The 22,604-nt window shown below is 36.8% G+C and carries 22 protein-coding genes; 8 read left to right on the top strand and 14 right to left on the bottom strand.

Going from position 1 to position 22,604, the window contains the following annotated elements:
* Window positions 1-71 precede the first annotated feature (71 nt).
* Entirely contained in the window at window positions 72-596 is a 525-nt protein-coding gene (locus V7149_RS15650) for a hypothetical protein (protein WP_335346541.1), read from the bottom strand.
* Window positions 597-851: 255 nt separating this feature from the next.
* Here V7149_RS15650 and V7149_RS15645 point away from each other — a divergent pair, with 255 nt between their 5' ends.
* Window positions 852-1,157 (top strand): hypothetical protein, encoded by a 306-nt coding sequence (locus tag V7149_RS15645; protein ID WP_335346537.1) that lies wholly within the window; start codon window positions 852-854, stop codon window positions 1,155-1,157.
* 69 nt (window positions 1,158-1,226) lie between these two features.
* On the opposite strand, the gene V7149_RS15640 is transcribed toward V7149_RS15645, so the two are convergent.
* The 3 genes from V7149_RS15640 to V7149_RS15630 form a co-directional block, all read right to left on the bottom strand.
* Complete coding sequence (locus V7149_RS15640) at window positions 1,227-1,481, bottom strand: hypothetical protein (RefSeq protein ID WP_335346540.1); 255 nt, start codon at window positions 1,479-1,481, stop codon at window positions 1,227-1,229.
* A gap of 167 nt (window positions 1,482-1,648) precedes the next feature.
* Complete coding sequence (locus V7149_RS15635; protein WP_438824031.1) at window positions 1,649-1,843, bottom strand: small, acid-soluble spore protein, alpha/beta type; 195 nt, start codon at window positions 1,841-1,843, stop codon at window positions 1,649-1,651.
* Between the two features lie 207 nt (window positions 1,844-2,050).
* Complete coding sequence (locus V7149_RS15630) at window positions 2,051-2,287, bottom strand: helix-turn-helix domain-containing protein (protein WP_066290188.1); 237 nt, start codon at window positions 2,285-2,287, stop codon at window positions 2,051-2,053.
* 149 nt (window positions 2,288-2,436) lie between these two features.
* Here V7149_RS15630 and V7149_RS15625 point away from each other — a divergent pair, with 149 nt between their 5' ends.
* Entirely contained in the window at window positions 2,437-3,171 is a 735-nt protein-coding gene (locus tag V7149_RS15625; RefSeq protein WP_335346536.1) for a protein-glutamine gamma-glutamyltransferase, read from the top strand.
* 53 nt (window positions 3,172-3,224) lie between these two features.
* Here V7149_RS15625 and V7149_RS15620 read toward each other — a convergent pair whose 3' ends face one another.
* Window positions 3,225-4,598 carry an FMN-binding glutamate synthase family protein gene (locus V7149_RS15620; RefSeq protein ID WP_438824122.1) on the bottom strand — a complete coding sequence of 458 codons (1,374 nt, stop codon included), beginning with the start codon at window positions 4,596-4,598 and terminating at the stop codon, window positions 3,225-3,227.
* Window positions 4,599-4,658: 60 nt separating this feature from the next.
* Window positions 4,659-6,056 carry an FMN-binding glutamate synthase family protein gene (locus V7149_RS15615; RefSeq protein ID WP_335346534.1) on the bottom strand — a complete coding sequence of 466 codons (1,398 nt, stop codon included), beginning with the start codon at window positions 6,054-6,056 and terminating at the stop codon, window positions 4,659-4,661.
* A gap of 142 nt (window positions 6,057-6,198) precedes the next feature.
* Between V7149_RS15615 and V7149_RS15610 the strand changes: the two genes are divergently transcribed.
* The 5 genes from V7149_RS15610 (at window position 6,199) to V7149_RS15590 (ending at window position 12,513) form a co-directional block, all read left to right on the top strand.
* Complete coding sequence (locus V7149_RS15610; RefSeq protein ID WP_335346533.1) at window positions 6,199-6,948, top strand: YqjF family protein; 750 nt, start codon at window positions 6,199-6,201, stop codon at window positions 6,946-6,948.
* A gap of 188 nt (window positions 6,949-7,136) precedes the next feature.
* Window positions 7,137-8,654, top strand: coding sequence for a spore germination protein (locus V7149_RS15605; RefSeq protein ID WP_335346538.1), 1,518 nt, complete (start codon window positions 7,137-7,139; stop codon window positions 8,652-8,654).
* Between the two features lie 19 nt (window positions 8,655-8,673).
* Window positions 8,674-9,873, top strand: a complete 1,200-nt coding sequence (locus tag V7149_RS15600; protein ID WP_335346532.1) for a Ger(x)C family spore germination protein — start codon at window positions 8,674-8,676, stop codon at window positions 9,871-9,873.
* Between the two features lie 286 nt (window positions 9,874-10,159).
* Window positions 10,160-11,257, top strand: a complete 1,098-nt coding sequence (locus V7149_RS15595) for a GerAB/ArcD/ProY family transporter (RefSeq protein WP_335346531.1) — start codon at window positions 10,160-10,162, stop codon at window positions 11,255-11,257.
* A gap of 143 nt (window positions 11,258-11,400) precedes the next feature.
* Window positions 11,401-12,513, top strand: coding sequence for a GerAB/ArcD/ProY family transporter (locus tag V7149_RS15590; RefSeq protein ID WP_335346530.1), 1,113 nt, complete (start codon window positions 11,401-11,403; stop codon window positions 12,511-12,513).
* A gap of 140 nt (window positions 12,514-12,653) precedes the next feature.
* Here the strand turns inward: V7149_RS15590 and V7149_RS15585 are convergent, their stop codons facing one another.
* A complete protein-coding gene (locus V7149_RS15585; RefSeq protein ID WP_335346529.1) occupies window positions 12,654-13,793 on the bottom strand; it encodes an amidohydrolase in 1,140 nt (379 codons plus the stop codon).
* Window positions 13,794-13,952: 159 nt separating this feature from the next.
* Here V7149_RS15585 and pepT point away from each other — a divergent pair, with 159 nt between their 5' ends.
* Window positions 13,953-15,194: a peptidase T gene (pepT, locus tag V7149_RS15580; protein ID WP_335346528.1), complete on the top strand. Its 1,242-nt coding sequence runs from the start codon at window positions 13,953-13,955 to the stop codon at window positions 15,192-15,194.
* Window positions 15,195-15,254: 60 nt separating this feature from the next.
* Here the strand turns inward: pepT and V7149_RS15575 are convergent, their stop codons facing one another.
* The 7 genes from V7149_RS15575 to V7149_RS15545 all read right to left on the bottom strand — a co-directional run.
* Window positions 15,255-16,436, bottom strand: coding sequence for an NAD(P)/FAD-dependent oxidoreductase (locus V7149_RS15575; protein ID WP_335346527.1), 1,182 nt, complete (start codon window positions 16,434-16,436; stop codon window positions 15,255-15,257).
* Between the two features lie 36 nt (window positions 16,437-16,472).
* The gene (locus V7149_RS15570; RefSeq protein WP_335346526.1) at window positions 16,473-16,910 is read right to left on the bottom strand and encodes a DUF1641 domain-containing protein; all 438 of its coding nucleotides are present in this window, start codon (window positions 16,908-16,910) and stop codon (window positions 16,473-16,475) included.
* Window positions 16,911-17,435: 525 nt separating this feature from the next.
* A complete protein-coding gene (locus V7149_RS15565) occupies window positions 17,436-18,374 on the bottom strand; it encodes a fumarylacetoacetate hydrolase family protein (protein ID WP_335346525.1) in 939 nt (312 codons plus the stop codon).
* A gap of 278 nt (window positions 18,375-18,652) precedes the next feature.
* Entirely contained in the window at window positions 18,653-19,396 is a 744-nt protein-coding gene (locus tag V7149_RS15560; protein WP_335346524.1) for a maleate cis-trans isomerase family protein, read from the bottom strand.
* A gap of 20 nt (window positions 19,397-19,416) precedes the next feature.
* The gene (locus tag V7149_RS15555; RefSeq protein WP_335346523.1) at window positions 19,417-20,751 is read right to left on the bottom strand and encodes an MFS transporter; all 1,335 of its coding nucleotides are present in this window, start codon (window positions 20,749-20,751) and stop codon (window positions 19,417-19,419) included.
* Window positions 20,752-20,883: 132 nt separating this feature from the next.
* A complete protein-coding gene (gene hydA / locus V7149_RS15550) occupies window positions 20,884-22,290 on the bottom strand; it encodes a dihydropyrimidinase (RefSeq protein WP_335346522.1) in 1,407 nt (468 codons plus the stop codon).
* A gap of 127 nt (window positions 22,291-22,417) precedes the next feature.
* A partial coding sequence (locus V7149_RS15545; RefSeq protein WP_335346521.1) for an FCD domain-containing protein occupies window positions 22,418-22,604 on the bottom strand: 187 nt, incomplete at its 5' end.

The following is a 22,604-nucleotide window of genomic DNA, read 5'->3' as shown; positions in this document are numbered from 1 at the left end:
AATAAAGCAATTAATAAAAAGGCTGCAATTCCAATTACAATCCAAATCGTGAGCATAAATTTTCCTCCAATCTAGTATTCATTTTGTGGCACAACATAAAGAACCCCATCTTTAATGTCGATCACAAGAACTTTTTTTCCTTCCTCTATGATTTTGTTATCGAAGCTAGCAGCAGGCTTAGAAATCCTGCCGCTAATACTTTCAATCAAAACCTCGCCAAATCCATTCTCTGGAATTGGAATAATGACATTCCCCAATCTCCCTTTCAAAGAATCCTCTGTGTACACAAGCGACTCCTCAGAATTGGCTAATGGAATAAGAACAAATACATTTAGCAGGGTATCTAATATGATAGAAACAATTGCAGCAATGACCATTATTAGGATACTGTTTAGTCCTGTTACAGCTTCAAGCACATATCCGATTGCTGATAAAAAAGTTAAAAATGCTAAAACTAGTACCGGATTAAGGAACCCAGCTGCTTCAGATATCCCTTCGATCACATCACCGAAAAATAAGTATAAGATAATTAAACTCCCCGAAATAATAAGCGTATACAAATAGATTGTTTGGATACCGACTCCAAATATCTCCATCACTATTCAGGCCCTTTCCTTTTCATGATAACAGCCATTCGTACCCCCCCTTTAATAATCTATTTATTTGTACTCTACCTTACTTACGGATGATTGGAGGAAAATGTTTCAATTTTTATAAAATAATTTTCAAATAACTATTTTAAGTGTTACTTAGATTCCTAAACTTTAGCCTTTTTCTGTCATCTTCGTAATTCTTCATGCATACGATACTCAGGAGATTAGTCTTTTCTTAACAGGAGGCATGAAAGAAGAATGTCGAGGTCACAAAGGTATTCTGAAAAATCATATATTGTAATAAAACGCTTCATTCTGTTCTTTTCCTTATGTATTTCAGCTTTTACTGCCCTTTATTTTTATTCTCAAAGCTTAATTAAGATTGAGGCACCAAAAAAAGTGCTTGGTGAAAAAATCATTATTCAGCTGCCATCTGGGGATCATGTTTTTACTTATGAGAACTTGATTGTAAACGAGGATGGCAAGCTATATTACAAAGGGGAGCGAAATCAAATTGACCTAACTGGCGGAATTGTGATTTATGAGGAATGGGAGGATAAATAAAAAGAGGCAGCCATAAAACTTCAATTGAAGTTCTTATGGGAGCATCCCCCTTGAACATTTCACTTTTACTTAATACCAGTATCCATAAGGCGGGTAAAAAGGATAAGGTGGATAGTATGGATAGTATGGATAACCATATCCTCCCCATCCTCCACCAAGTGCTGCTCCTAAATCTAATCCTCCTAAAAACGGAAAACCGAATCCAAAGAATGGTCCGCCAAACCCAAAGCCAAAGCCTGGGCGGCCGAACCCTCCAAATCCTCCAAATCCAAATGGTCGAATCCTTTCGTCATTCATATCAATAGTATTTGGTATTACATTCATATTCAATTTTGTTCCTCCTCATTTTCTTCTACATATTTTCACACCCATTAAATAGAATTCAAAGCAATATATAAATTCTTGGGTAATTATCTAGAAAAGGGAACTATTACTAATTAAAACGAATAAAAGAGACCCTCCAAAGAAGGGTCCCTGCCTTATCAATCTTATTACTGTCCTTGCTGATTCTTCAGCTGCTCCTGTCCCATAGCGACAAGACGCTTTGTCATTTCGCCGCCAACTGAACCATTTGCTCGTGCGGTTGTATCTGCACCAAGTTGAACTCCAAACTCGCCTGCTATCTCATATTTCATTTGATCTAATGCATTTTCAACACCAGGTACTAAAAGTTTGTTTCTAGCCATGATACATCACTCCCACCACGATTAGTTGAGCAAGTAATTGCTCTATTCTAATTTAACCGAAGGCTGGATGCTTCATTCATTTTTGAAGACGATTAATTATGTAGGAAGGTTTGAGGTGACACGGCCATAGCCTAATTTTGGGTTATGGACATGCAGCATAAGATGAGTAAACGAAAATAAATATATTTATAAATTCAAGCGGTTTATTTACATAAATGGAGGTACTCCCTTACTAATCTCAGACACAAGAGAAGCGATGGATTGAATCTGCTGATCATCTAAATCAAACGCTTTTTTAATTTTTTCTTCTAACTCAGCGGTTACTCTTCGTTTACCTACTTCTACTAATGCAATAAGCGAGAAACTGCAGCTGACAATCTTTGCAAAATCTCGCTGATTCATCTCATAACTCTTTCTTAGAAACTTAATAATTTCTTTATTCATTCTCAATGCTCATACCCCCCTTTACAGTATCATATTATTTAAATAAATTAGCATTGAAATGATCCTTTTGTAAAGTAAATTATTTTCGCCAACTGAAGAGAACACAACAAGAACCAATTAATACCTTTTGTGAAAGGAGACTTATTTAATTGATTATTATTTCAAGTTATGAAATAAAGCCTAATCAAAGCAACTTTCAGGGGACGGAAAGGGAGATATTTATCGCTTTAGAAAGCAGCCCTTCCATTCATCAATATGATTCCTTACATGAATTGCTTTTTGATATACGATTAAGGAAGCATATTATTTTAGCAGCGAAAGACCTTCAAAAAAGCGAAGCAACATTTACTCCATTTATTACATCTAAATTTAATCCGAGAATTTGGACGAAAATCAAATACGGCTATTTACTTAATCCCTCAATCCAGCCATCCGATGCAATTAAAGATGTATTTAAAAATGGGAAGGAATACGCATTTGAATGTTCAACCGCTATTGTATTTATTTATTATAAAGCAGTGCTTGATTTGATTTCAGTCAGTTATTTCAATACTTTATTCCAGAGGCTCCTTGTTTGGGATTGGAACTATGACTCAGATTTAAGTATAGTTACAAAAATAGGAAGTGATTTTATCCCAGGGGATGTTGTCTACTTTTTTAATCCCGATTATGGGCACCCAGTATGGACAGGTGAAAATGCTGTTTATTTAGGAGATGGTTTATATTTTGGTCATGGAATTGGAATTAAAACGGAAGAAGAGATGATTAAAACCCTCAATACACTTAGGAGGAAAAACGCAACAAGATCTGCCTATTTAATATCTCAGCATAGCAGATTAAATACTAAATATTTATCACAATTTGCCAAGCCTCTATATGGGTAAACATAACCAAAAGGCTCCAAATTTAAATGTTAATGAAATATAGGCGCCTTTGGTTATTCATTTTTGTTCCAGGGCTCAAACGAAAATGGTATGCCAATCATTCGGGCAGTCAGCTCATCATAAGAGACTAAATCATTTCTTGACAGTTCTTTTAATGAGCGTTTTCCCATTGCTCTTAAAGCCATTTTCATTTCTTCGGTGCTTGCAGTTAAAAATTTTTCTGCTGCTTGCACTCCGTCTTCAATCTTAAATTGATCCTTGAACTTTCCGTTATTCCATACAATTTGTGTAGGCGGTTCAAAGGGAACGGCATTTAATATTTGATTATGAGCGACAGTAAACAGCATCGCTGAACCTAAATAGACAGCATCTGCTCCGAGGGCAAGTACTTTTAAAAAGTGCCCTGGTACTAATAGCCCTCCTGAAAAAATCAAACTAATCTGCCCCTTCACATTTCTCTTTTCTAAATGATTAACAGCCCGGACAATCGCATGCAGTGTCGGAATTCCAAAATCATCATATAATATCGGTGGTGCTCCGTGCATGGCTGCTTGTCCGCCATCAATCGCAATAAAATCAACACCCATTTCAATGATATGATCAATATCCTCTTCAATTTTTCCGGCTGCTCCAATTTTGACCCCGATGGGAACTCCGTCTGTCAACTCCCTTAGGTCATATACAAGTTCTTTCAAATCCTCTAATGTTTGATTTTCAAAAAAGTTATCACTAATTACAGCTTCTTCATTATCCTTAAGGCCTAATATTTCTCGTGCACGACCGGTTATTTCTTCGGGCGAAATTTTTCTCCCCATCCCGTATACTGCACCTTGTCCTAATTTAATTTCAATCATATCTGCCCGCTTTATAACGGCTTCTTCCTTTGCCCATTCTGTTTTAGCAAACTGTAAAATATATTTCCCAGCTGTATTTAATTCTTCAGGCAGAATTCCACCTTCACCCGAGTTAATCGCTGTTCCTACATTATTTGCAGCTGACGCCAATGAAAGTCGCACTTGTTCACTAAGTGCGATTCCATATCCCATCCCGCTAATCATAAGCGGAATTTTTATTTTCATTGGTTTTTTCGCTTTTGGTCCAATCGTAACAGTTACATCTACTTCTTCTTCCCCATCAATTGGAAATGGTGTGGTTTGTGCGGGGATAAATGTAATCGGGTCAAGATTCGGCCATTTTTTAGAAGAACCTCCAAGTGGCCGAAAAAGGACTTTGCCTTTTTCTGCTCGCAAGCTATTTTCAAGGACATTTTGAATGCCCATATGTCTAAACCCTGGTATCATCTCGATAATATTTTCTTGATAACTATCTGTAAAAATGATTTTCCCAAATTGCTTTACGATTTTTTTTGTAAGCCAGCGCCAAGCAATTAGCATGAAAAAAAATATGACAAATAACAATGCAATCATGACAAAAGTTAAAAAGTTTAGTACGTTCAACAAATACACTTCCCAACATCAAGTAAAGCTTCAATTTTCCCATGGTTCAAATGAAAACGGAATTCCGATTATTTGTGCGGTCAGATTATCATAGGACACTAAATCTTTTTTTGACAACTCTTTTAAAGATCGTTTTCCCATAGCCCTTAATGCCATTTTTATTTCCTCTGTACTGGCTGTTAAGAATTTCTCTGCAGCTTGAACGCCATCTTCGATCTTAAATTGATCCTTGAACTTTCCGTCATTCCAAACAACTTGAGTAGGCGGTTCAAATGGAACCGCGTTCAATATTTGATTATGAGCGACAGTAAACAACATGACAGATCCTAAATAGACAGCATCTGCTCCGAGTGCAAGCATTTTCAAAAACTGTCCGGGTACAAAGAGCCCTCCGGAGGCAATTAAACTAATATGACCCCTCATGTTTCTCTTTTCAAGGTGATTAGCTGCCCTAACAATCGCATGCAAGGTCGGTATACCAAAATCATCAGATAAAATGGGTGGTGCACCATGAGTAGCCGCTTGTCCGCCATCAATAGCAATATAGTCAACACCCATTTCTATTAAATGATCAATATCTTCTTCAATTTTTCCGCCTGCACCCATTTTTACACCTATTGGAACGCCACCGGTTAATTTGCGTAAATCCTTCACAAGCTGTTTAAGATCGTCCAGCGTTTGATTATCAAAAAAATTTTCATAGATAACTGCCTGTTCGTTTTCTTTCAGCCCCATTAATTCAATAGCACGAGGAGATAAATTATTCGGTGATATCTTTCCGCCCATGGCAAATAATGCGCCTTGCCCCAATTTAATCTCAATCATATTAGCCTTCTTCAAGATACTTTTATCCTTTGACCATTCTGTTTTTGAAAACTGTAGAATGTACTTTCCTGCTTTATCTAATTCTTCTGGAAGGATTGGCCCTTCTCCAGAATTAATCGCAGTTCCTACATTTTTAGCTGCCTCCGCTAAAGATAACCGCACTTGTTCACTAAGTGCGATACCATAAGCCATTCCACTAATGATCAGAGGGATTTTAATTTTCAATGGTTTTTTTGCTTTAGGTCCTATAGTTACTTGAACATCTACTTCCTCTTCACCATCGACAGGAAATGGAGTCGTTTGTGCAGGGATAAAGGTAATTGGCTCTAAATGAGGCCATTTTTTCGAAGAACCAAGTGGCCGGTGTAAGATATCACCCGATTCTGCACGCAAACTATTTTCAAGCACATTTTGAATGCCCATATGCCTGAATCCAGGTAACATTTCAATAATATTTTCTTGATAGCTATCCGTTAAAATAATTTTGCCCATTTTCTTTACCATCCGTTTCATCAACCAACGCCAACCGAAAAGTATAAATAAAAAAAGGACAAAAAATATTACGATCATAGCAAAAGTCATATAAGTTAATATATTCGACATTTTTCTACTCCAAAATCAAATAAAAAATCCATTTAGTATGTCCTAGTATTTCCAAATTAGGTAAATAATATAATCGGCATTGCATGAAAACTTTCATTGGAGAAAAGACTAAGAAGAAAAAATGTCAATTGGAGAATTTTTAATGAAGTTAATTAATAATACTTTACACAGACCTTTTCCATTACCCTCAAAAAATTGGATTATGCGACAGACATGGAGAGACCTATTGTTTATTCATTGGCCTATTCCATCTGAAAAATTGCGTAAGCATATTCCAGCATCTTTAGAAATTGACACATTTAATGGATCTGCTTGGTTGGGAATAATTGTTTTTGTTATGGACGGCATTTATCCTCGAGGCTTGCCCAACATTTCAATCCTGCCTAAATTTCAAGAAATTAATGTGCGTACATATGTAAAGTGTAATGGAGAAAGCGGTATTTATTTCCTTTCCCTAGATGTCTGCGATTGGGCTTCTTATACAATAGCAAAAAGATGGCTTCGTCTGCCTTATCATTCTGCACAAATTTCAATCGAAAAACAGGGTCAAAGCTTTCATTTTGAAAGCATCCGTAAAAGAAAAGCCAAAAACGAGATCACTATTGATGGAATATACAAACCACTAGAAGAAGTTTATTTGCCTAAAGAAGGGACACTCGATCACTTTCTTACTGAACGCTATTGTTTTTTTAGTTCAAATAATGGCAGCAATATCTATTGCTTAGAAATCCACCATCAGCCATGGCAGTTACAAAAGACTGAGATAGAAATATATAAGAATACCCTTTTTACACCGTTTAATTTTGATGTTAGCAAAGTAACACCAATCTCCCACTTTTCTAAGGGGACAGATTCACTAATTTGGAATATTAAAAAAATTGGAGTAATATAAAAAAAATTCAACAAAAAAAGCCCATATGTTAATTTTGTGATTAATAGTATAAAAACACCTAAATGAAGAATCTTAGAAATAAGAGTTAGAGTAGCCGCCAAAAATAGTGGAGGGAACGAGCGAGCTTGATTCGTAATGTAAATAAATTATTAAGGAAATCAAAAGATAAAAAGGTTCAATTCCAAAATATGAATCATGAATCCAAGCCTCAGGATCCACTCCAATATAATTTAAGTGCAAATGAAGAAGTTTTTCGTTCAATTTATGAAAACTGTTTTGATGTTGTATTTCGGCACTTCTTACTTTTTGGAAAGAAAAAAGCTTTAATCATTTTTATTGAAGGGCTTTCAGATAATGATAGCATTGAAAAATATGTTCTCTCCCCTCTTATGCAGGAGGTCGATCATGAATCTAAGACTATTGATAAATTCCTAGAACAAAAACTTCCGGTTTCTAAAGTAAATAGAGTCCAATTATTGGCTGATTGTATTGAATCAATCTCATCGGGTAAACCAATTCTATTATTTGAAGGGGAAAAAGACGGATTTTCCTTAGGTTTAGCAAAATGGGAAAAGAGAAGTATTGAGGAACCATCAGCAGAGTCTGGAATAAGAGGTCCGCGTGAAGGCTTTACGGAATCATTGCAGGTGAGCACATCACAATTAAGGAGAATTATTAAAAGCCCTGCATTAAAAATACGAACATTGAAAATCGGAACTTACACAAAAACAACCGTTGCACTAGCTTATATTAATGAGTTAGCGGACAAAACACTGATAGAAGAAATAAATAACCGTCTTCAAAGGATCCAGATTGATGGGATATTGGAGAGTGAATATATCGAGGAAATGATTGAGGATAATCCTTATTCACCATTCCCGCAATTTTTGTCAACAGAACGGCCAGATATTGTATGTGCGAATTTATTAGAAGGTCGTGCTGCTATTTTGGTGGAAGGAACACCCTTCTGCTTAGTTGCGCCAATTTCCTTTTTTTCTTTGCTTCAATCTCAGGAGGATTTTTATCAGCGCTTTATAATTAGCAGTTTTATCCGATGGTTACGTTATCTTTTTTTTGGTATGTCCCTTTTACTTCCTTCCTTGTATGTAGCTGTTACGACGTTCCATCAAGAGATGGTACCAACAGCACTGCTCCTTAGTATTGCAGCTTCCAGGGAAGCAGTCCCATTCCCCGCCTTAGTAGAAGTGTTAATTATGGAAATTACGTTTGAAGCACTTCGTGAGGCAGGAGTTCGCTTACCGAAACAAGTTGGTGCAGCTATCAGTATTGTTGGAGCACTCGTAATTGGTCAAGCAGCCGTTCAAGCAGGAATCGTTTCAGCACCAATGGTCATTGTCGTAGCAATTACAGGAATTGCTTCTTTTATGATCCCTCGCTATATAGCCGGAATTGCTATCCGAATGATACGATTTCCGATTATTTTTCTTGCCGGTACTTTTGGATTGCTTGGTGTCGTGATGGGAATTTTGGCTATAGTGATTCACTTATGCAGCTTGCGTTCCTTTGGTGAACCCTATCTAGCACCTTTAGCACCACTTAAAGGCCATGAACTCAGGGATGTTCTGTGGAGATCCCCTTTATGGATGATGGATAAACGTCCGCACCTTACTGGGGAATCGAATATATATCGACAGACTTCAGGTATGGAACCGAATCCAAAAAGAGGCGGCGAATCGGAAAATTAATGGATGAAGGTGATCAACAATGTTAAAGAAAGGACAAAGGAATCTTTATCTAAAAAAATTCCTTCTATTGATTTCTTTTGGCGGAATGCTTCTTTTGTTAACCGGCTGCTGGGATCGATGGGAAATTAATGATTTAGCGCTTGTCACTGCTGCAGCAATTGATAAAAAGGAAGACAATCAAATTGAACTATCCATCCAAATTTTTGTTCCTAAAGCATTAAGTAGTGGAGGCGCTCAAGCGGGGCAAGGAGGAGGAGGAGCTACAACAGTGTCAACTTCTCATAAAGGAGTCAATATTGCAGACGCCCTATCAAAGCTTCAAGGTGAATTACCTCGTAAAATATTTTGGGGACAATGTAAAGTGTTTATTTTCGGGGAAGATTTAGCGAGGGAAGGAATACGAGATCATTTAGATTTCCTGCTCCGTCATCCACAGCCAAGAGAAAGAGCATTTGTGTTTGTCAGTAAAGGAAAAGCAAAGAATATCCTTCAATTACAGACTAGACTAGAACGCTTTTCTGCGGAAACAGTTCGGGAAATAGTTAAATTAAGTATTGGGATGAAGACCACATTACAGGACTTAGATGAAATGCTTATGAGCGAAGCTCAAGCAGCTGCTCTTCCATATATTAAAATTGAAACTGAGAAAAAAAGTAAAGAAAAGTCCCGTCAGTTTCCAAAAATTTCAGGAACAGCAGTATTTAAAAAAGACAAAATGGTTGGATCGATTTCTGCACATAAAACAAGAGGTATCTTATGGTTAAGGGATGAAATAAAAGAATATACCGTTACCGCAAAACCTCAAGGTAAAAGAGGGGACTTGTCTTTAAATCCAGTATCAGTCCAAATCAATCTAATTCCTCAAATTAAAGATGAGAAGTGGAAAATGACAATAAAGGTAAAAACAGAAGGTGCCATTGTGCAAAACCGTACGAATTTAAACCTTTCCAATCCAAAATCATTAAAAATTGCAGAAAAAGCATATGCAAAAGATATTAAAAAACGAATCGAATCGGCTATCAAGGAGGCACAGTATGATCTAAAAGCGGATATTGTTGGTTTCGCCAAAGAATTCCATCATAAATACCCTAAAGAATGGAAAAGGGTAAAACATCGTTGGGATGAGCAATTTTCAGAAGTAAAAGTAGAAATCGACGTTGAAGGTCATATTCGCAGGGAGGGCAATATTAATATACCAATGGAATTGAAAATGAGGTGAATAAAAAGTGAGGTGGGAAGGCTTCTTTAGTACAGCTGTAATTATCTTTGTAATCCTTTTGTTTCAATGGCCTAAAATGAAACAAAAACCTACAAAAGACAAAGGTACACTTATTGTACTCCTCCTTATCGGTTTAGTGTTATCGATGTTCGATCTCCCACATATTAATGGGCCCACAACATGGATAAATGCTCTTTTTAAGCCATTCGGACAGTTCATGGAAAAGTAAATCCCGTGATGACAAACATGATTGTTTTTCGATACGTTCTAACAAAGGAGAAAAATGATGGAGAAAGGCAAAATTTCATCTCTTCAGATGGCAATGTTGATGTATCCTACGATAGTCGCTACCGCCATCCTTTCTGTTCCAAGCATTACCGCTAAATATGCGAAACAAGATCTATGGCTGTCACCTGTTTTTGCGTCTATTACCGGGTTTTTGACAGTCTATATAGCTATACGTTTGCAAAGGCTTTATCCAAATTTCACCTTTGTCCAAACCATTGAACAGATCATTGGCCGATTCCCGGGAAAAATTATTAGTTTTGTCATATTATTTTTTTATATCCAAATTAATGGACAAATCGTCAGAGAGTACGGTGAATTTATTGTCAGCTCCTTTCTGCACAAAACCCCGATTAGTATCATCATGTCTATGATGGTACTCCTATGTGCTATTGTCGTGTACGGAGGTTTAGAAGTTTTAGGGAGAGTTGCCCAATTACTTTTTCCGATTTTTTTTATACCGCTTATCATTTTAATCTTCTTAATAAGTCCTAATTTTGAACTTGGAAACATACTCCCAATATTAGAGAGCGGAATCTATCCAGCTCTCAAGGGGGCAATTGTACCTGGTGGATGGTTTACGGAGTTTTTTCTAATCATTTTCATGCTGCCCTTTTTAGCTGATATAAAAAAAGGAATGAAATACGGGATAATAACGGTTTTTAGCGTGATGGTGACGTTAGTTGTGGTGAATCTTATCGTTCTTCTTGTACTCGGTACAACAACAGCCTCTAAGGCTTATCCTCTGATGCTTGCAAGTCGATACATTAGCTTCGCTGACTTTTTCGAAAATTTGGATTCCGTCGTTATGGCCATTTGGATTGTAGGTGCATTTGTTAAAATTTCCGTGATTTATTATGCCGTTGCTTTAGGTACAGCACAATTGCTAAATCTCTCAGACTACCGGCCAATTATATGGCCAATTGGAATTCTCACTTTAGAATTAAGCTTTTGGTCGTTACCTAACACGATGACCCTTAATTATACTAACTTGATTTTCCCTTTCTATGGAGCTATCGTGCAAACCATTATTCCACTGTTTTTATTAGTCATTGGGGTTATACGGAAAAGAAATAGAAAGAAATTTCATTCAAGCTAATATTTCATAACGATGTAATTGTATTCTATTAAGCAAATTGGGAAAGAACACCATCTAAAACGTTTGAACAGTTATTAAAAAAGCAACTGCTATGATCTCGTCATGATTTCATTTTCAATAGTATTTAGCAAAGGAGAAAAATGATGGAGAAAGGCAAAATTTCATCCCTCCAGATGGCCATGTTGATGTATCCTACGATAGTCGCTACCGCTATCCTATCTGTTCCAAGCCTTACCGCCAAATATGCCCAACAAGACCTATGGCTGTCACCCATTTTGGCGTCTATAGTCGGATTTGTGACTGTTTATATAACTGTTGGTTTGCACAAACTTTATCCGGGTCAAACGATTTTCCAATTTAGCGAACACATCATTGGCCGATATCCGGGAAAAATTCTCGATTTTTTCATTTTGTCTTTTTACCTACTTACCACGGGGGTTAGCGTCAGAGTATACGCAGAATTTATTGTAGGCTCCTTTCTGTTCAAAACCCCGATTAGTTTAATAATCTCTATGATGGTACTCCTTTGCGCTTTTTCCGTACACGGAGGTTTAGAAGTAGTAGGTAGAGTTGCCCAATTTCTTTTTCCTATTTTTGTAATTCCACTCATTATTCTTATCATACTTTTAAGCCGCGATTTTGAACTTAGCAATTTACTGCCGATATTAGAGAGAGGAATTATCCCTCCTTTCAAAGGTGCGATCGTGCCATTTGGATGGTTCTCAGAATTTTTTCTGATTATTTTTCTTCTTCCTTTTTTAACAGATATGAAAAAAGGAATGAAATACGGGATAATGACTGTTTTTGTCGTAATGGTGACGTTAGTTGTCGTAAATCTTATTGTCCTTTTTGTATTAGGTAAAACAACAGCTACTAAGGCTTACCCTCTAATGGTAGCAAGTCGATACATTAGTCTTGCTGATTTCTTCGAAAATTTGGAGTCTGTTATTATGGCTGTATGGATTGTAGGGGCATTCGTCAAAATCTCTATGTTTTTCTATGCCGTTGCTTTAGGAACTGCCCAATGGCTGAACCTTACGGATTACCGGCCTATTGTATGGCCCATAGGAATTTTGATTGTACAATTTAGCTTTTGGTCATTGCCTAGCACGATGGAATATAGTCAATATACAGTAAAGGGATTTCCTTTTTATGCAATCCTTATTCAAACCTTAATCCCTCTGTTATTACTAATGATTGCTTTTTTACGGAAAAGAAAGAAAAAACCATTAGATTCTAGCAAAAATATTTCATAGCATGGCTGATTTTCTTATTTGATACAGTTTAGTACGCNNTTTTGTAATTAAGAAAGACCTTCTAAACAAGTTAGAAAGGTCTCTAAGTTAAAGAAAAAACTAAAAACTTCTATTATTTTTATTCTTGAACACATGATTTCTTACCACTGCTTTTTATCTGCCTTTATTAACAGATTTGTTAAGATCTTTGCACCATAAATTAGTGCTTCAAGATTAAATTTCATTTTCGGATGATGAAGCCCTGGCTCGAGGTCGCATCCTAATCCAATCATGGTTGCAGAAATGTCTGGATTTTTTAACGTATAAAAGTGGAAATCCTCTGCTCCAGGAGAATGGCAAGCTTGTTCGAAGTTATCTTCTCCAAGGATGGAAATAATCGCATGCTTTCCTAGTTCAATCGCTTTAGGACTTTTTACAGCAGCTGGGGAATACTCGACAAGATTTGACTCAATCTCTGTTTCAGTAAGTTCCGCCATTTTTTGCATTATGTGTTCGGCTTTATTAATTAGCTTTGTCATCGTTTCATTTGTCTCAGCTCTTAAATCAAATGTAAATTGTACAGTTTCTGGAATTGAATTAGAAGCTTCTCCACCATGAAGCTCTGTAATTTTAATAGAATATTTGTGATTATCTTTTAAACGGATTTGGCGAATTGCCTGAATTAACATAGCAGCTGCTTCAATCGGGTTATTCCCTTCCTCAGGTCTTGCTGCATGTGCTTGCACACCTTTAATGACACCTTTAATCGTTGCTGAAGATCCATGAAGAATGACGGGTGCGGCCTTTTGAAAAGGAATTTCAATTAATGGGCGTAAATGAATCCCGCCTAGGAATTTGACATTTTTTAAAGCCCCTTCTTCAATCATTTTCAGAGCACCTTCTGCTTTTTCCTCGGCAGGCTGGAAAATAAAACGGATAGTGTGTTTAAAGCGTTGCCCTGATTTAGCTAAGACAAGTGCCGTATAGAGGGCCATTGTACTGTGTCCATCATGCCCACATGAATGATTTGCACGAACCTCCCCATCTACCTCCTGGACTAATGCGTCCATGTCTGCACGAAGGGCGATGACATCCTTTGATTCCCCTTGAATCTCGGTGACTAAACCAAAATGGTCTTGATACGTTTTAACCTTTAACCCTGCATTTATTAGCTTTTCACGAATATATGATGAGGTTTTTTCCTCTTGCCAGCTTGGTTCAGCAAGCTGATGAAGTTCTTGATAGGTTTGGAGAATTTCTTCGCGATTTTGTTCAATCAACTGAATAGGATCTTGCCTCATTATGTAAATCTCCTTTTTTAGCTTAAATTGAAATATTCAATCATTATACACTAAATTTATTTAAGAATGGGCATTTTTCAATATAAAGCTGTCTATCTTATACTTTTATAGATTGGAGTGATAAAATGGTAATAGTACCATACAAAGGAGTTGTTGAGATTGAAAAGTGAAATAATTAAAAGATTTACTACATATGTGAAAATTGATACGCAATCTAATGAAGCGAATGAAACATGCCCTTCCACACAAGGTCAGCTAACCTTGGCGAATTTATTAGTCGAAGAATTAAAGTCAATCGGAATGGAAGAAGTATCGATTGATGAGAATGGGTATGTAATGGCGACTTTACCCGCCAATTCTGAAAAGTCAGTGCCTACAATTGGATTTTTGGCTCATCTGGATACAGCAACTGATTTTACCGGAGCAAATGTAAAACCCCAAATTCACGAGAATTATGATGGTAATGATATTATCTTAAATAAAGATTTACAAATTGTTCTCTCACCAAAGGATTTTCCAAGCTTAAACCAATATAAAGGCCATACTTTAATTACAACAGATGGAACCACTCTTCTTGGTGCTGATAATAAGGCGGGAATTGCTGAGATTATGACGGCAATGGAATACTTCATTCAACATCCCGAAATAAAGCACGGCAAAATAAGAGTGGCTTTTACCCCTGATGAGGAAATTGGCAGAGGGCCTCATAAATTTGATGTGGCGGCCTTCAATGCAAAATATGCATATACAGTAGACGGAGGACCTCTTGGGGAACTCGAGTATGAAAGCTTCAATGCTGCTGCTGCAAAAGTTACCATTAAAGGAAATAATATTCACCCTGGAACTGCTAAAGGGAAAATGGTGAATTCAACAAAAATAGCGATACAATTCAACTCGAAGCTTCCTGTTAATGAGGCTCCTGAATTTACTGATGGGTATGAGGGTTTCTACCATCTTCTTTCTTTTAATGGAGATGTGGAAGAAACAAAGCTAAGTTACATCATACGTGATTTTGATAAGGATAAATTCAATGCTAGAAAAGCAAAAATGGAAGCCATTGTTCAGGAGCTCAAGCAAAAATATGGACAAGACAAAATCCTTCTTGAAATGAAGGATCAGTATTATAATATGAAGGAAAAAATCGAACCTGTTAAAGAAATCGTTGATATTGCACACGAGGCAATGGAAATGCTGGATATTGCCCCAATTGTAAAACCAATCCGCGGCGGCACTGATGGCTCACAGCTTTCCTATATGGGACTGCCAACTCCAAATATTTTTACTGGCGGCGAAAACTATCACGGTAAATTTGAGTATATTTCCGTTGATAATATGGAAAAGGCAGTAAATACGATTGTGAATATTATTAAGCTGTTTGAGGAAAAGGGAGAAAATTTATAGAAAAATAAAATGAAGCTGCTAACCGTGATGGTTTTGGCAGCTTCATTTTTTTATTATGCCTTAGTATGCTAATGCATACAAAGCTTTAATATGTGAATAGTAGCGAACATTACTTGCTTCCTTCATGATAGACGCAGGCAGTCCTTTAAGTGAAGTTTCGTTAGCACCGATTGTTGCTACAGCATCTTTACGGCCAAGGCTTGCAAGAGTACCTGAATTTACTGGTGCAAATGTATCAAATGTCTTGTCTTTAAGAAGTGCGAATAAATTATAACCAACAAGTTCTCCCATTTGCCATGCATTTTGTGCGGTTGGCGCATATGGACGACCGCCTTCTGCTGGGAAGGCAACTGCACTGTCTCCAACAACAAATACATCAGGATGAGAAGGTGATTGAAGATTTTCATTAACAGTTGCACGACCGCGATCACATGCAAGACCAGATTGTTCAACAATCGGAAGTGCTTGGATTCCGCCTGTCCATACAAATGTATTGGCAACAATTTTTGATCCGTCTTTAAGGTCGATCTCATTTCCATTTACATTCGTTACAGGAAGACCTGTCAAGAATTCTACACCACGAGCTTCAAGACTTGCAGTAGCACGTTCGATTAAGTGATCAGGTAAAACCGGAAGAATTTTTGGACCAGCTTCAACAAGCTTGATTTTCAATTCTTTCGGATCTACTCCATATTTTTTTGCGATTTTTGGCATATTATCAACGATTTCACCAACTAGCTCAACGCCAGTTAATCCGCCGCCGCCAATAACAATCGTTGCATCTGCTTCATTTCGAGTTTTGCTGTATTCTTCAATTTTTCCAACAATATGATTGTAAATGTTATTAGCATCTTCGACTGATTTTAATACCATGCTGTTTTCCTCTAGTCCTGGAATACCAAAGTAACCAGTTTTGCTTCCTAGAGCAACAACAAGTACGTCATATTTTAATGTGGAACCATCATCAAGCTTTACTGCCTTTTCGTCAACAGAGAATGAGTCAACCTTAGCAATTTTCAAGTTAATATCTTTGCCTTTGAAAACCTTTTCTAACGGCATAGAAATAGCCTTTTCTGCAATTGTTCCCCCTGCAAGACGGTGCAGCTCAGTAATAATTTGGTGTGTTGGATATTGATTTACTACAGTAACATAGGCTTCTTCACTATTTAAGTATTTGCGAACAGTTAAAGCTGAAAGAACTCCGCCATAACCTGCCCCTAAGATCACAATATGTTTTGACATGTATCATCCCGTCCTTACTAGTTGTATTAAAAGAACTTATCTTTGTTGGCTATTCTTTTCTCCAGAGATTTGAAGATAAGCATTAACGAAACGGAAAAGCTTTTGGGCTTGAGGGTCTTTCAGCATTTTTAATACGCCAAATAAACCGATCACTTCATGGCTTTCATCCGCACGATCTTTTGCTTCAATAGCAGTAGCTGCAATACTTTTAACAGTGTCCTTAACTGGACCTGCCATTTCAGCGATTGCACTTACTGTATCATTCTTTAATACATCATCAGTTGCCACTGATTGAGCGAAGTCATATGATTTGTTTAAAATATTTACTAGCTCTGTTAGCTTTGGCAGCTGCTCTACTAATGTTGTTAAGGATTCCTGTACCTCAGGTTTTAAAAGCTGATCAAGAATATCAAGTTTCTCTTGATACGACACATGCTCTTGTTCAGGTTTTGGTTGTGTAAGCGTTGCAGTCATGTTCACTACCCCTTTACAAAATAAATATTTTTACTATCAACTGAAGGAAATTTATGTCTTGTGTGATTTTTCACAAAGGCAATTAAAAACATCTTAAAATACTATTAAATAGTTATCCTGTTACTAAACAACTATTTATGTAAGCCCTTCAATCATCCCAAAACTACTATACGACTTATTTTGAATAATATCAATTACAATTTTTGAATATATTCATAGCTTAAATGTTATTTACAGGTGGAATATGAATAAAGTTAAAGGCTGCATTCCTCAAAATGGAATATCAGTCCCCTATACATTAAGCTTTATTTACTAACTTGATATACACCCTAGTGCTTTGATACAAACTTTACTTAATTCGGTATACCCAGCAAAAGGATTCAACAGATAATAAATAAAATAACTAAACTAAGAACACCATTGCTTGAATTTCCGGTAATATAACTAATTCCTAATAAGAATTATAGTAAAAAAGCTGTAATCTTATTAAAGATTACAGCCTTTGATGAAAAAAATTTATTCGAGTCAATTAATATTAGATTCCATGTAATTCAAACTAGATTGTTCCTGACCTTCTTCCGACCTAAAATAATTTGTTAGAATGCCTAATCTTTCAATTTTCACAGTTACTTCGTCCCCATCCTGTAACCATACTCTTTCCACTTCAGGAAGCCCCATTATGACACCTTCTGGAGTTCCAGTTAGAATAATGTCTCCAGGCTGTAAGGTTAAATGTTCAGAAACATAACTAATAATCTCTTCACAGTTAAAAATCATATCTGAAGTATTTGAATCCTGACGAATTACTCCATTTACAATAGACATAATTCTTAAATCATTCGGATTTTCGATTTCTTCTTTACTGACCAAATTTGGACCAATTGGACAAAAACCATCACAAGATTTTCCTAAAAGCCATTGCGAACTTTTCGATTGCAAATCACGAGCAGACACATCATTCGCTGCACAATAACCATATACTACAGATAGTGCATTTTCTTTTTTAATTTTTTTCGCTTTTTTACCAATGACTATAACTAATTCCGCTTCATAGTCTACCTGAGAAGATACGCTCGGCAAGGTTATGTCTTTTTCATGAGCAGTAAGTGTATTATTAAATTTGCTAATCAATATTGGCGCTGGAGGGATAGGTAAATTACACTCCACTGCATGCTTTTTATAATTCAATCCAATACAAATAATTTTATTAGGCTCTGGTACACAAGGACCAAAAATTAACGAATCCTCCATATGGAATAATGAATCATCCATAAATGAAATTTCGATTAGTCTCGAAAGAACTTTTTGCGCATGTTCTCCATGATTAATAAGTTCTGTAACTGTTTTAGGCACATTATTAATGAATGGATAGTTATTAGCTGCTGCTTCTACGTCTAATATTCCCTTGTCTGTTTTTATTCCTAAAGCTAATCGATCTCCTTTGACAAAAGTTACAGATATCATTGACTTCCTCCCTTTATTAAACTTAAAGAACAAGGTCTATTTTCCCAGAAATCTTTAAATAATTTTCATACGTGTTATAATTAAGATATGAAGTCTGAACATTGAAAATTGCATACTTATAAGGGTTGGGATAGCTAATCTTCTATCCTGTAAAATGTATGGAGTCGTCAGAGAAGACGAAAATCGCTGTACAGACTCATGATAAAACTTTCTATCTTAGTAAATGAAGAGAGCATTGCAACCCCCCACAGGTTGAATGCTCAGCAAAAGATTTCTTTTTATCTGCTTACCTTTTCCCTTGAAAATACTTTTCCCCATCCTTTTACAGTCCTTGGATCTACATCTACCATTTTTAAGCATTCCCACATAAGTACATTGATCGTGTCGTACATTGGAATATTATATTTTTCTTCATAATATTCAACTTTATCTACTGCAGGAAAATTTGTGCATACAACACTTAATGCATCAGCAGGAGAAGCAGTTACTGCTTGTATCATTTCTTCGATTCTGCCTTGATCTACTTGGCTAAAGGAACGATTTACTGTTTGGGAAAGTCCTTGAACATTAATCGTTTCAATATTGCAATGCTTTTTATATTGTTCTGCAATTAATCTATTTATCTCTGGAATATATGGTGTTACAAGGTGCACAGTATTAATATTGTGTTCTTTAAATGCACTTACTTGGGATAACATAGATGTTGTTGCCGGAATTCCTGTTCTTTTTGTAATCGCTTCACATAGTTCATGATCCATTTCGAAACCAAGCCATCCGCCTGACGTTCCGTTCCAAGCTATTAAATCAACCTCTGCATGTGCCAGCAGCTCAGCTGCCTGGAGCATAGGTTCAAAATTAAATTGACTCAAGGCATCCTGCTCTAATGAGATTTTCGTAACCTCGAATCGGCCATAATGGCACGTAACCTCCGGAACATGATATAACATCTTCGAGCAAATTGGCTCTAGAACTGTGTTTGAAGAGGGAGTAAGCATTCCAATTTTTTTCGGTTCTTTTATCATGATTATTCCTCCTTAAATAATTAATGAGCAACCCCGATTTTTTTATTGTAATTAATTAGGCTTGACACCGTTGCTAAAAGGAGACCTGCGACAACAAATACCATTAACGCCAAGAAATAGGAATCTGTGAGTGAAACAATAATACCGATATATATCGGGGTTACTATACCCGCAATATTTCCAGCAAAATTCATGCATCCACCAACAGTACCAATATGCTCTCTTTGCGAGATTGCAGCAGGAATACTCCAATATAAGCCACCCCAACGAAGAAAAAATAATGCAATTGAGAGTGTAGTAATTGCCATCGTTACCGAAGTAGACCGGCTTAAGAGAAAAATTGAAATGGCCGTCATGATACCTGCAATTGAGAGCATCGTCCTCATTACTGTATTAAAGTTACCACCTTTATCGCGCCACTTATCTGTAATTAATCCGCCTATAATTTCCCCGATAAAGCCAGAGCCAAAAATGATTAATATCGATCCGCCAATTGCTTTAATATCTAAATTTTGTGTTTTTGCAAGATAAGATGGCCCCCAAGTCATTAGTCCGTAAAAAACTGTGTTAAACGAAAACCAGCCGAGACACATACACCAGAAATTGCGAGCTCTTAAGTAATCTTTAGCACCAATTTTTACTCCAGAAGCATTACGTTTATGTTCTTCATACTCTTCCTCGAGAGCTTTTCGAATATATTCACGTTCTGCCTCGTTTACTTTTGGGTTTGCATTTGGCCCCCCTTTTATAACTCTCCATGCTAACCAAGCTATGATGATAGTAAGGATCCCAGCTCCAATTAATGCACCGCGCCATCCTCCAAACCATGCCATAAAAGCAATTATAATTGGTCCTCCAACGGCAGTTCCTAACGGTGCACCACTATCAATAATAGTAGCCCCACGGCCTCTTTCTTTGGAACTCAGCCATATGGCTTGTAACTTTGAGGCCCCCGGCATAACTGGAGCTTCTGTAATTCCTAGCAAAACCCTTAGGAAAATTAATGATTTTGCACCCATGATAAAGCCTGTTAATGTTTGAACGATTCCCCAGCTTATGGCGGCGCCATAAACTACCTTATCTGGACGATATTTGTCCGCAAGCCAACCTGATGGGACTTGCATTAGAGCATATCCCCAAAAGAAGGAACTAAGGATGATACCGACTATTGCAGGATCTAGGCCTAAATCACTTTGGACCGCCGGCATCGCAATTGATAGTACGGCACGGTCAACATAGTTAATTGTGACGAGTAAGAGAAGCATAATAAACACACGCCAACGCACATTTGTTGGTTTTGCTGTTAAACCAAGTGATTGTTCTGAGACTTGCAGACCTGAGCTACCTTTTGGCATAAAAATCCTCCTTTTTCAACTTAAAAGTTAAAGAGTTATGCTATTTTCAAAACGTTTAAGTAAATTTCAATAATCACCTCCTCTAATATTTGCTTAGCAAAACGTAACTAGTGAAATTACTAGATACGAGTACTACCTGATATTAACCCCTGTTCGTAAATTAGAATTTTTCTTCCTAAATAAATACTGTCCTCGCCCTTGTTCACCGATAACATATCCATCACGAACAATTTCCTCGCCCCTGGAAAGTACTCGCGTAATGGCTCCTTGAACGACTGTACCCTCATAAAGATTGTAATCTACATTTTGGTATTGCTTTTCCTTTGTAATAATTCTAGAAGTTTTAGGATTAAATAAAACAATATCTGCGTCAAATCCAACAGCGATACTTCCCTTTTTTGGATACAGCCCAAATAATTTTGCAGGACCTGAAGACATTATCTCTACAAACTTTTGTAAAGAAATTCTTCCTTCATGAACTCCAAAATGGTAAACAATAGAAAAAGTATCTTCTATACCAGGAACTCCATTAGGAATCTTTGCAAAATTATCCTTGCCTAGTGTTTTTTGTCCTTCAAATAGAAAAGGGCTATGGTCAGATGCAACAGTTGAAATAACGCCTGAGGATATTCCCTTCCAAAGATATTCCTGATTCCATTTTTCACGAAGAGGAGGGGAGCAAACATATTTCCCGCTTTCAAAGTTAGGTAATTGCAATTTACTTTGGTCAAGAACCAAATAATGAGGACAGGTTTCTGCATATGCCTGTACTCCACGCTTTTTTGCCTGTTCTACTTTTTCTAATGCATCTGCACAGCTAACATGGACAATATAGATGGAGGCATTCGCTGCTTCTGCGATTGCAAGTGCTCTCCCTGTTGCTTCTGATTCTGTTATCACTGGGCGTGTGTGAGCATGGAATATTGGTGAGGTATCACCTTTCGAGATGGACTCCTGAATTAATTCATCAATGATGTCACCATTCTCCGCATGTACATTCGTAATGATTCCTACTTCCCCAGCTTTTTTCATTATTTTAAACATTTCTCGGTCATTAACCATTAACTCACCTTTATAAGCCATAAACAATTTAATAGATGTAACACCTTCTTGATTCGCTAAAATAGGAAGCTCCTCAAGAACATGGTCATTATATTCACTTATAATTGTATGAAACCCATAATCTATTAAAGAAGTTTCCCCCTTCTTCTTCCATTCTTTTAAGTTATCTAGAATAGTTTGACCCTTTTTGGGCTTTGTAAAGTTGATGATGCTTGTAATTCCACCAGCTGCAGCTGCTCTGGTACCGCTTACAAAATCATCTGCAGTTCCAGCACTTTGAAATGGCCAAGCGAGGTGGGTATGAACATCTATACCCCCTGGAAATATGTATTGTCCATTCGCATCAATTACATAGTCATCCTTTTCGGGAAAAAGGCGATCCGAAATAGCAGTAATTTTTCCTTTATCGATCATAATATCTGCATTAAAACAATCAGTAGCGGTAACAATCGTTCCGTTTTGAATAATAGTTTTCAACTGATTATCCTCCCATATCAATAAAATACTAAAGTGTCTGCTGTCGACAGTTTATAACATTCAACTTCTATGTACTCTTTTAATGAAAAGAGCGAATTATAGAAGCTCATATTCTAGTGGGAATATCTTAGTGGTTTGCAAAAATTTCTTTCAAATGAGTTAAATCTGTTTCAAGATGTTTTCTCATCATAACTGAGGCTTTTTCTTCATCTCTACGTTTCATAAAGTTAAGAATTTCTAGATGCTCGTTAAAAACTACCAATTCTCTATTCTCACCCTGGAAGTTTAAAACTCTGTAATAGTGACTCAAAGAG

This window comes from Bacillus sp. JJ1503 (assembly GCF_036965125.1).
Taxonomy (GTDB): domain Bacteria; phylum Bacillota; class Bacilli; order Bacillales; family Cytobacillaceae; genus Cytobacillus.
The sequence above is the reverse complement of the archived record's forward strand: the minus strand, read 5'-3'. Positions and strand labels throughout refer to the sequence as shown.

What these genes read in the sequence shown, in the direction of transcription:
- V7149_RS15650 (WP_335346541.1), bottom strand. Translation starts at nt 596, where the DNA reads ATGGAGATATTTGGAGTCGGTATCCAAACAATCTATTTGTATACGCTT.
- V7149_RS15645 (WP_335346537.1), top strand. Translation starts at nt 852, where the DNA reads ATGTCGAGGTCACAAAGGTATTCTGAAAAATCATATATTGTAATAAAA.
- V7149_RS15640 (WP_335346540.1), bottom strand. Translation starts at nt 1,481, where the DNA reads ATGAATGTAATACCAAATACTATTGATATGAATGACGAAAGGATTCGA.
- V7149_RS15635 (WP_438824031.1), bottom strand. Translation starts at nt 1,843, where the DNA reads ATGGCTAGAAACAAACTTTTAGTACCTGGTGTTGAAAATGCATTAGAT.
- V7149_RS15630 (WP_066290188.1), bottom strand. Translation starts at nt 2,287, where the DNA reads ATGAATAAAGAAATTATTAAGTTTCTAAGAAAGAGTTATGAGATGAAT.
- V7149_RS15620 (WP_438824122.1), bottom strand. Translation starts at nt 4,598, where the DNA reads ATGATTGCATTGTTATTTGTCATATTTTTTTTCATGCTAATTGCTTGG.
- V7149_RS15615 (WP_335346534.1), bottom strand. Translation starts at nt 6,056, where the DNA reads ATGTCGAATATATTAACTTATATGACTTTTGCTATGATCGTAATATTT.
- V7149_RS15610 (WP_335346533.1), top strand. Translation starts at nt 6,199, where the DNA reads ATGAAGTTAATTAATAATACTTTACACAGACCTTTTCCATTACCCTCA.
- V7149_RS15605 (WP_335346538.1), top strand. Translation starts at nt 7,137, where the DNA reads ATGAATCATGAATCCAAGCCTCAGGATCCACTCCAATATAATTTAAGT.
- V7149_RS15600 (WP_335346532.1), top strand. Translation starts at nt 8,674, where the DNA reads ATGTTAAAGAAAGGACAAAGGAATCTTTATCTAAAAAAATTCCTTCTA.
- V7149_RS15595 (WP_335346531.1), top strand. Translation starts at nt 10,160, where the DNA reads ATGGAGAAAGGCAAAATTTCATCTCTTCAGATGGCAATGTTGATGTAT.
- V7149_RS15590 (WP_335346530.1), top strand. Translation starts at nt 11,401, where the DNA reads ATGGAGAAAGGCAAAATTTCATCCCTCCAGATGGCCATGTTGATGTAT.
- V7149_RS15585 (WP_335346529.1), bottom strand. Translation starts at nt 13,793, where the DNA reads ATGAGGCAAGATCCTATTCAGTTGATTGAACAAAATCGCGAAGAAATT.
- V7149_RS15575 (WP_335346527.1), bottom strand. Translation starts at nt 16,436, where the DNA reads ATGTCAAAACATATTGTGATCTTAGGGGCAGGTTATGGCGGAGTTCTT.
- V7149_RS15570 (WP_335346526.1), bottom strand. Translation starts at nt 16,910, where the DNA reads ATGACTGCAACGCTTACACAACCAAAACCTGAACAAGAGCATGTGTCG.
- V7149_RS15565 (WP_335346525.1), bottom strand. Translation starts at nt 18,374, where the DNA reads ATGATATCTGTAACTTTTGTCAAAGGAGATCGATTAGCTTTAGGAATA.
- V7149_RS15560 (WP_335346524.1), bottom strand. Translation starts at nt 19,396, where the DNA reads ATGATAAAAGAACCGAAAAAAATTGGAATGCTTACTCCCTCTTCAAAC.
- V7149_RS15555 (WP_335346523.1), bottom strand. Translation starts at nt 20,751, where the DNA reads ATGCCAAAAGGTAGCTCAGGTCTGCAAGTCTCAGAACAATCACTTGGT.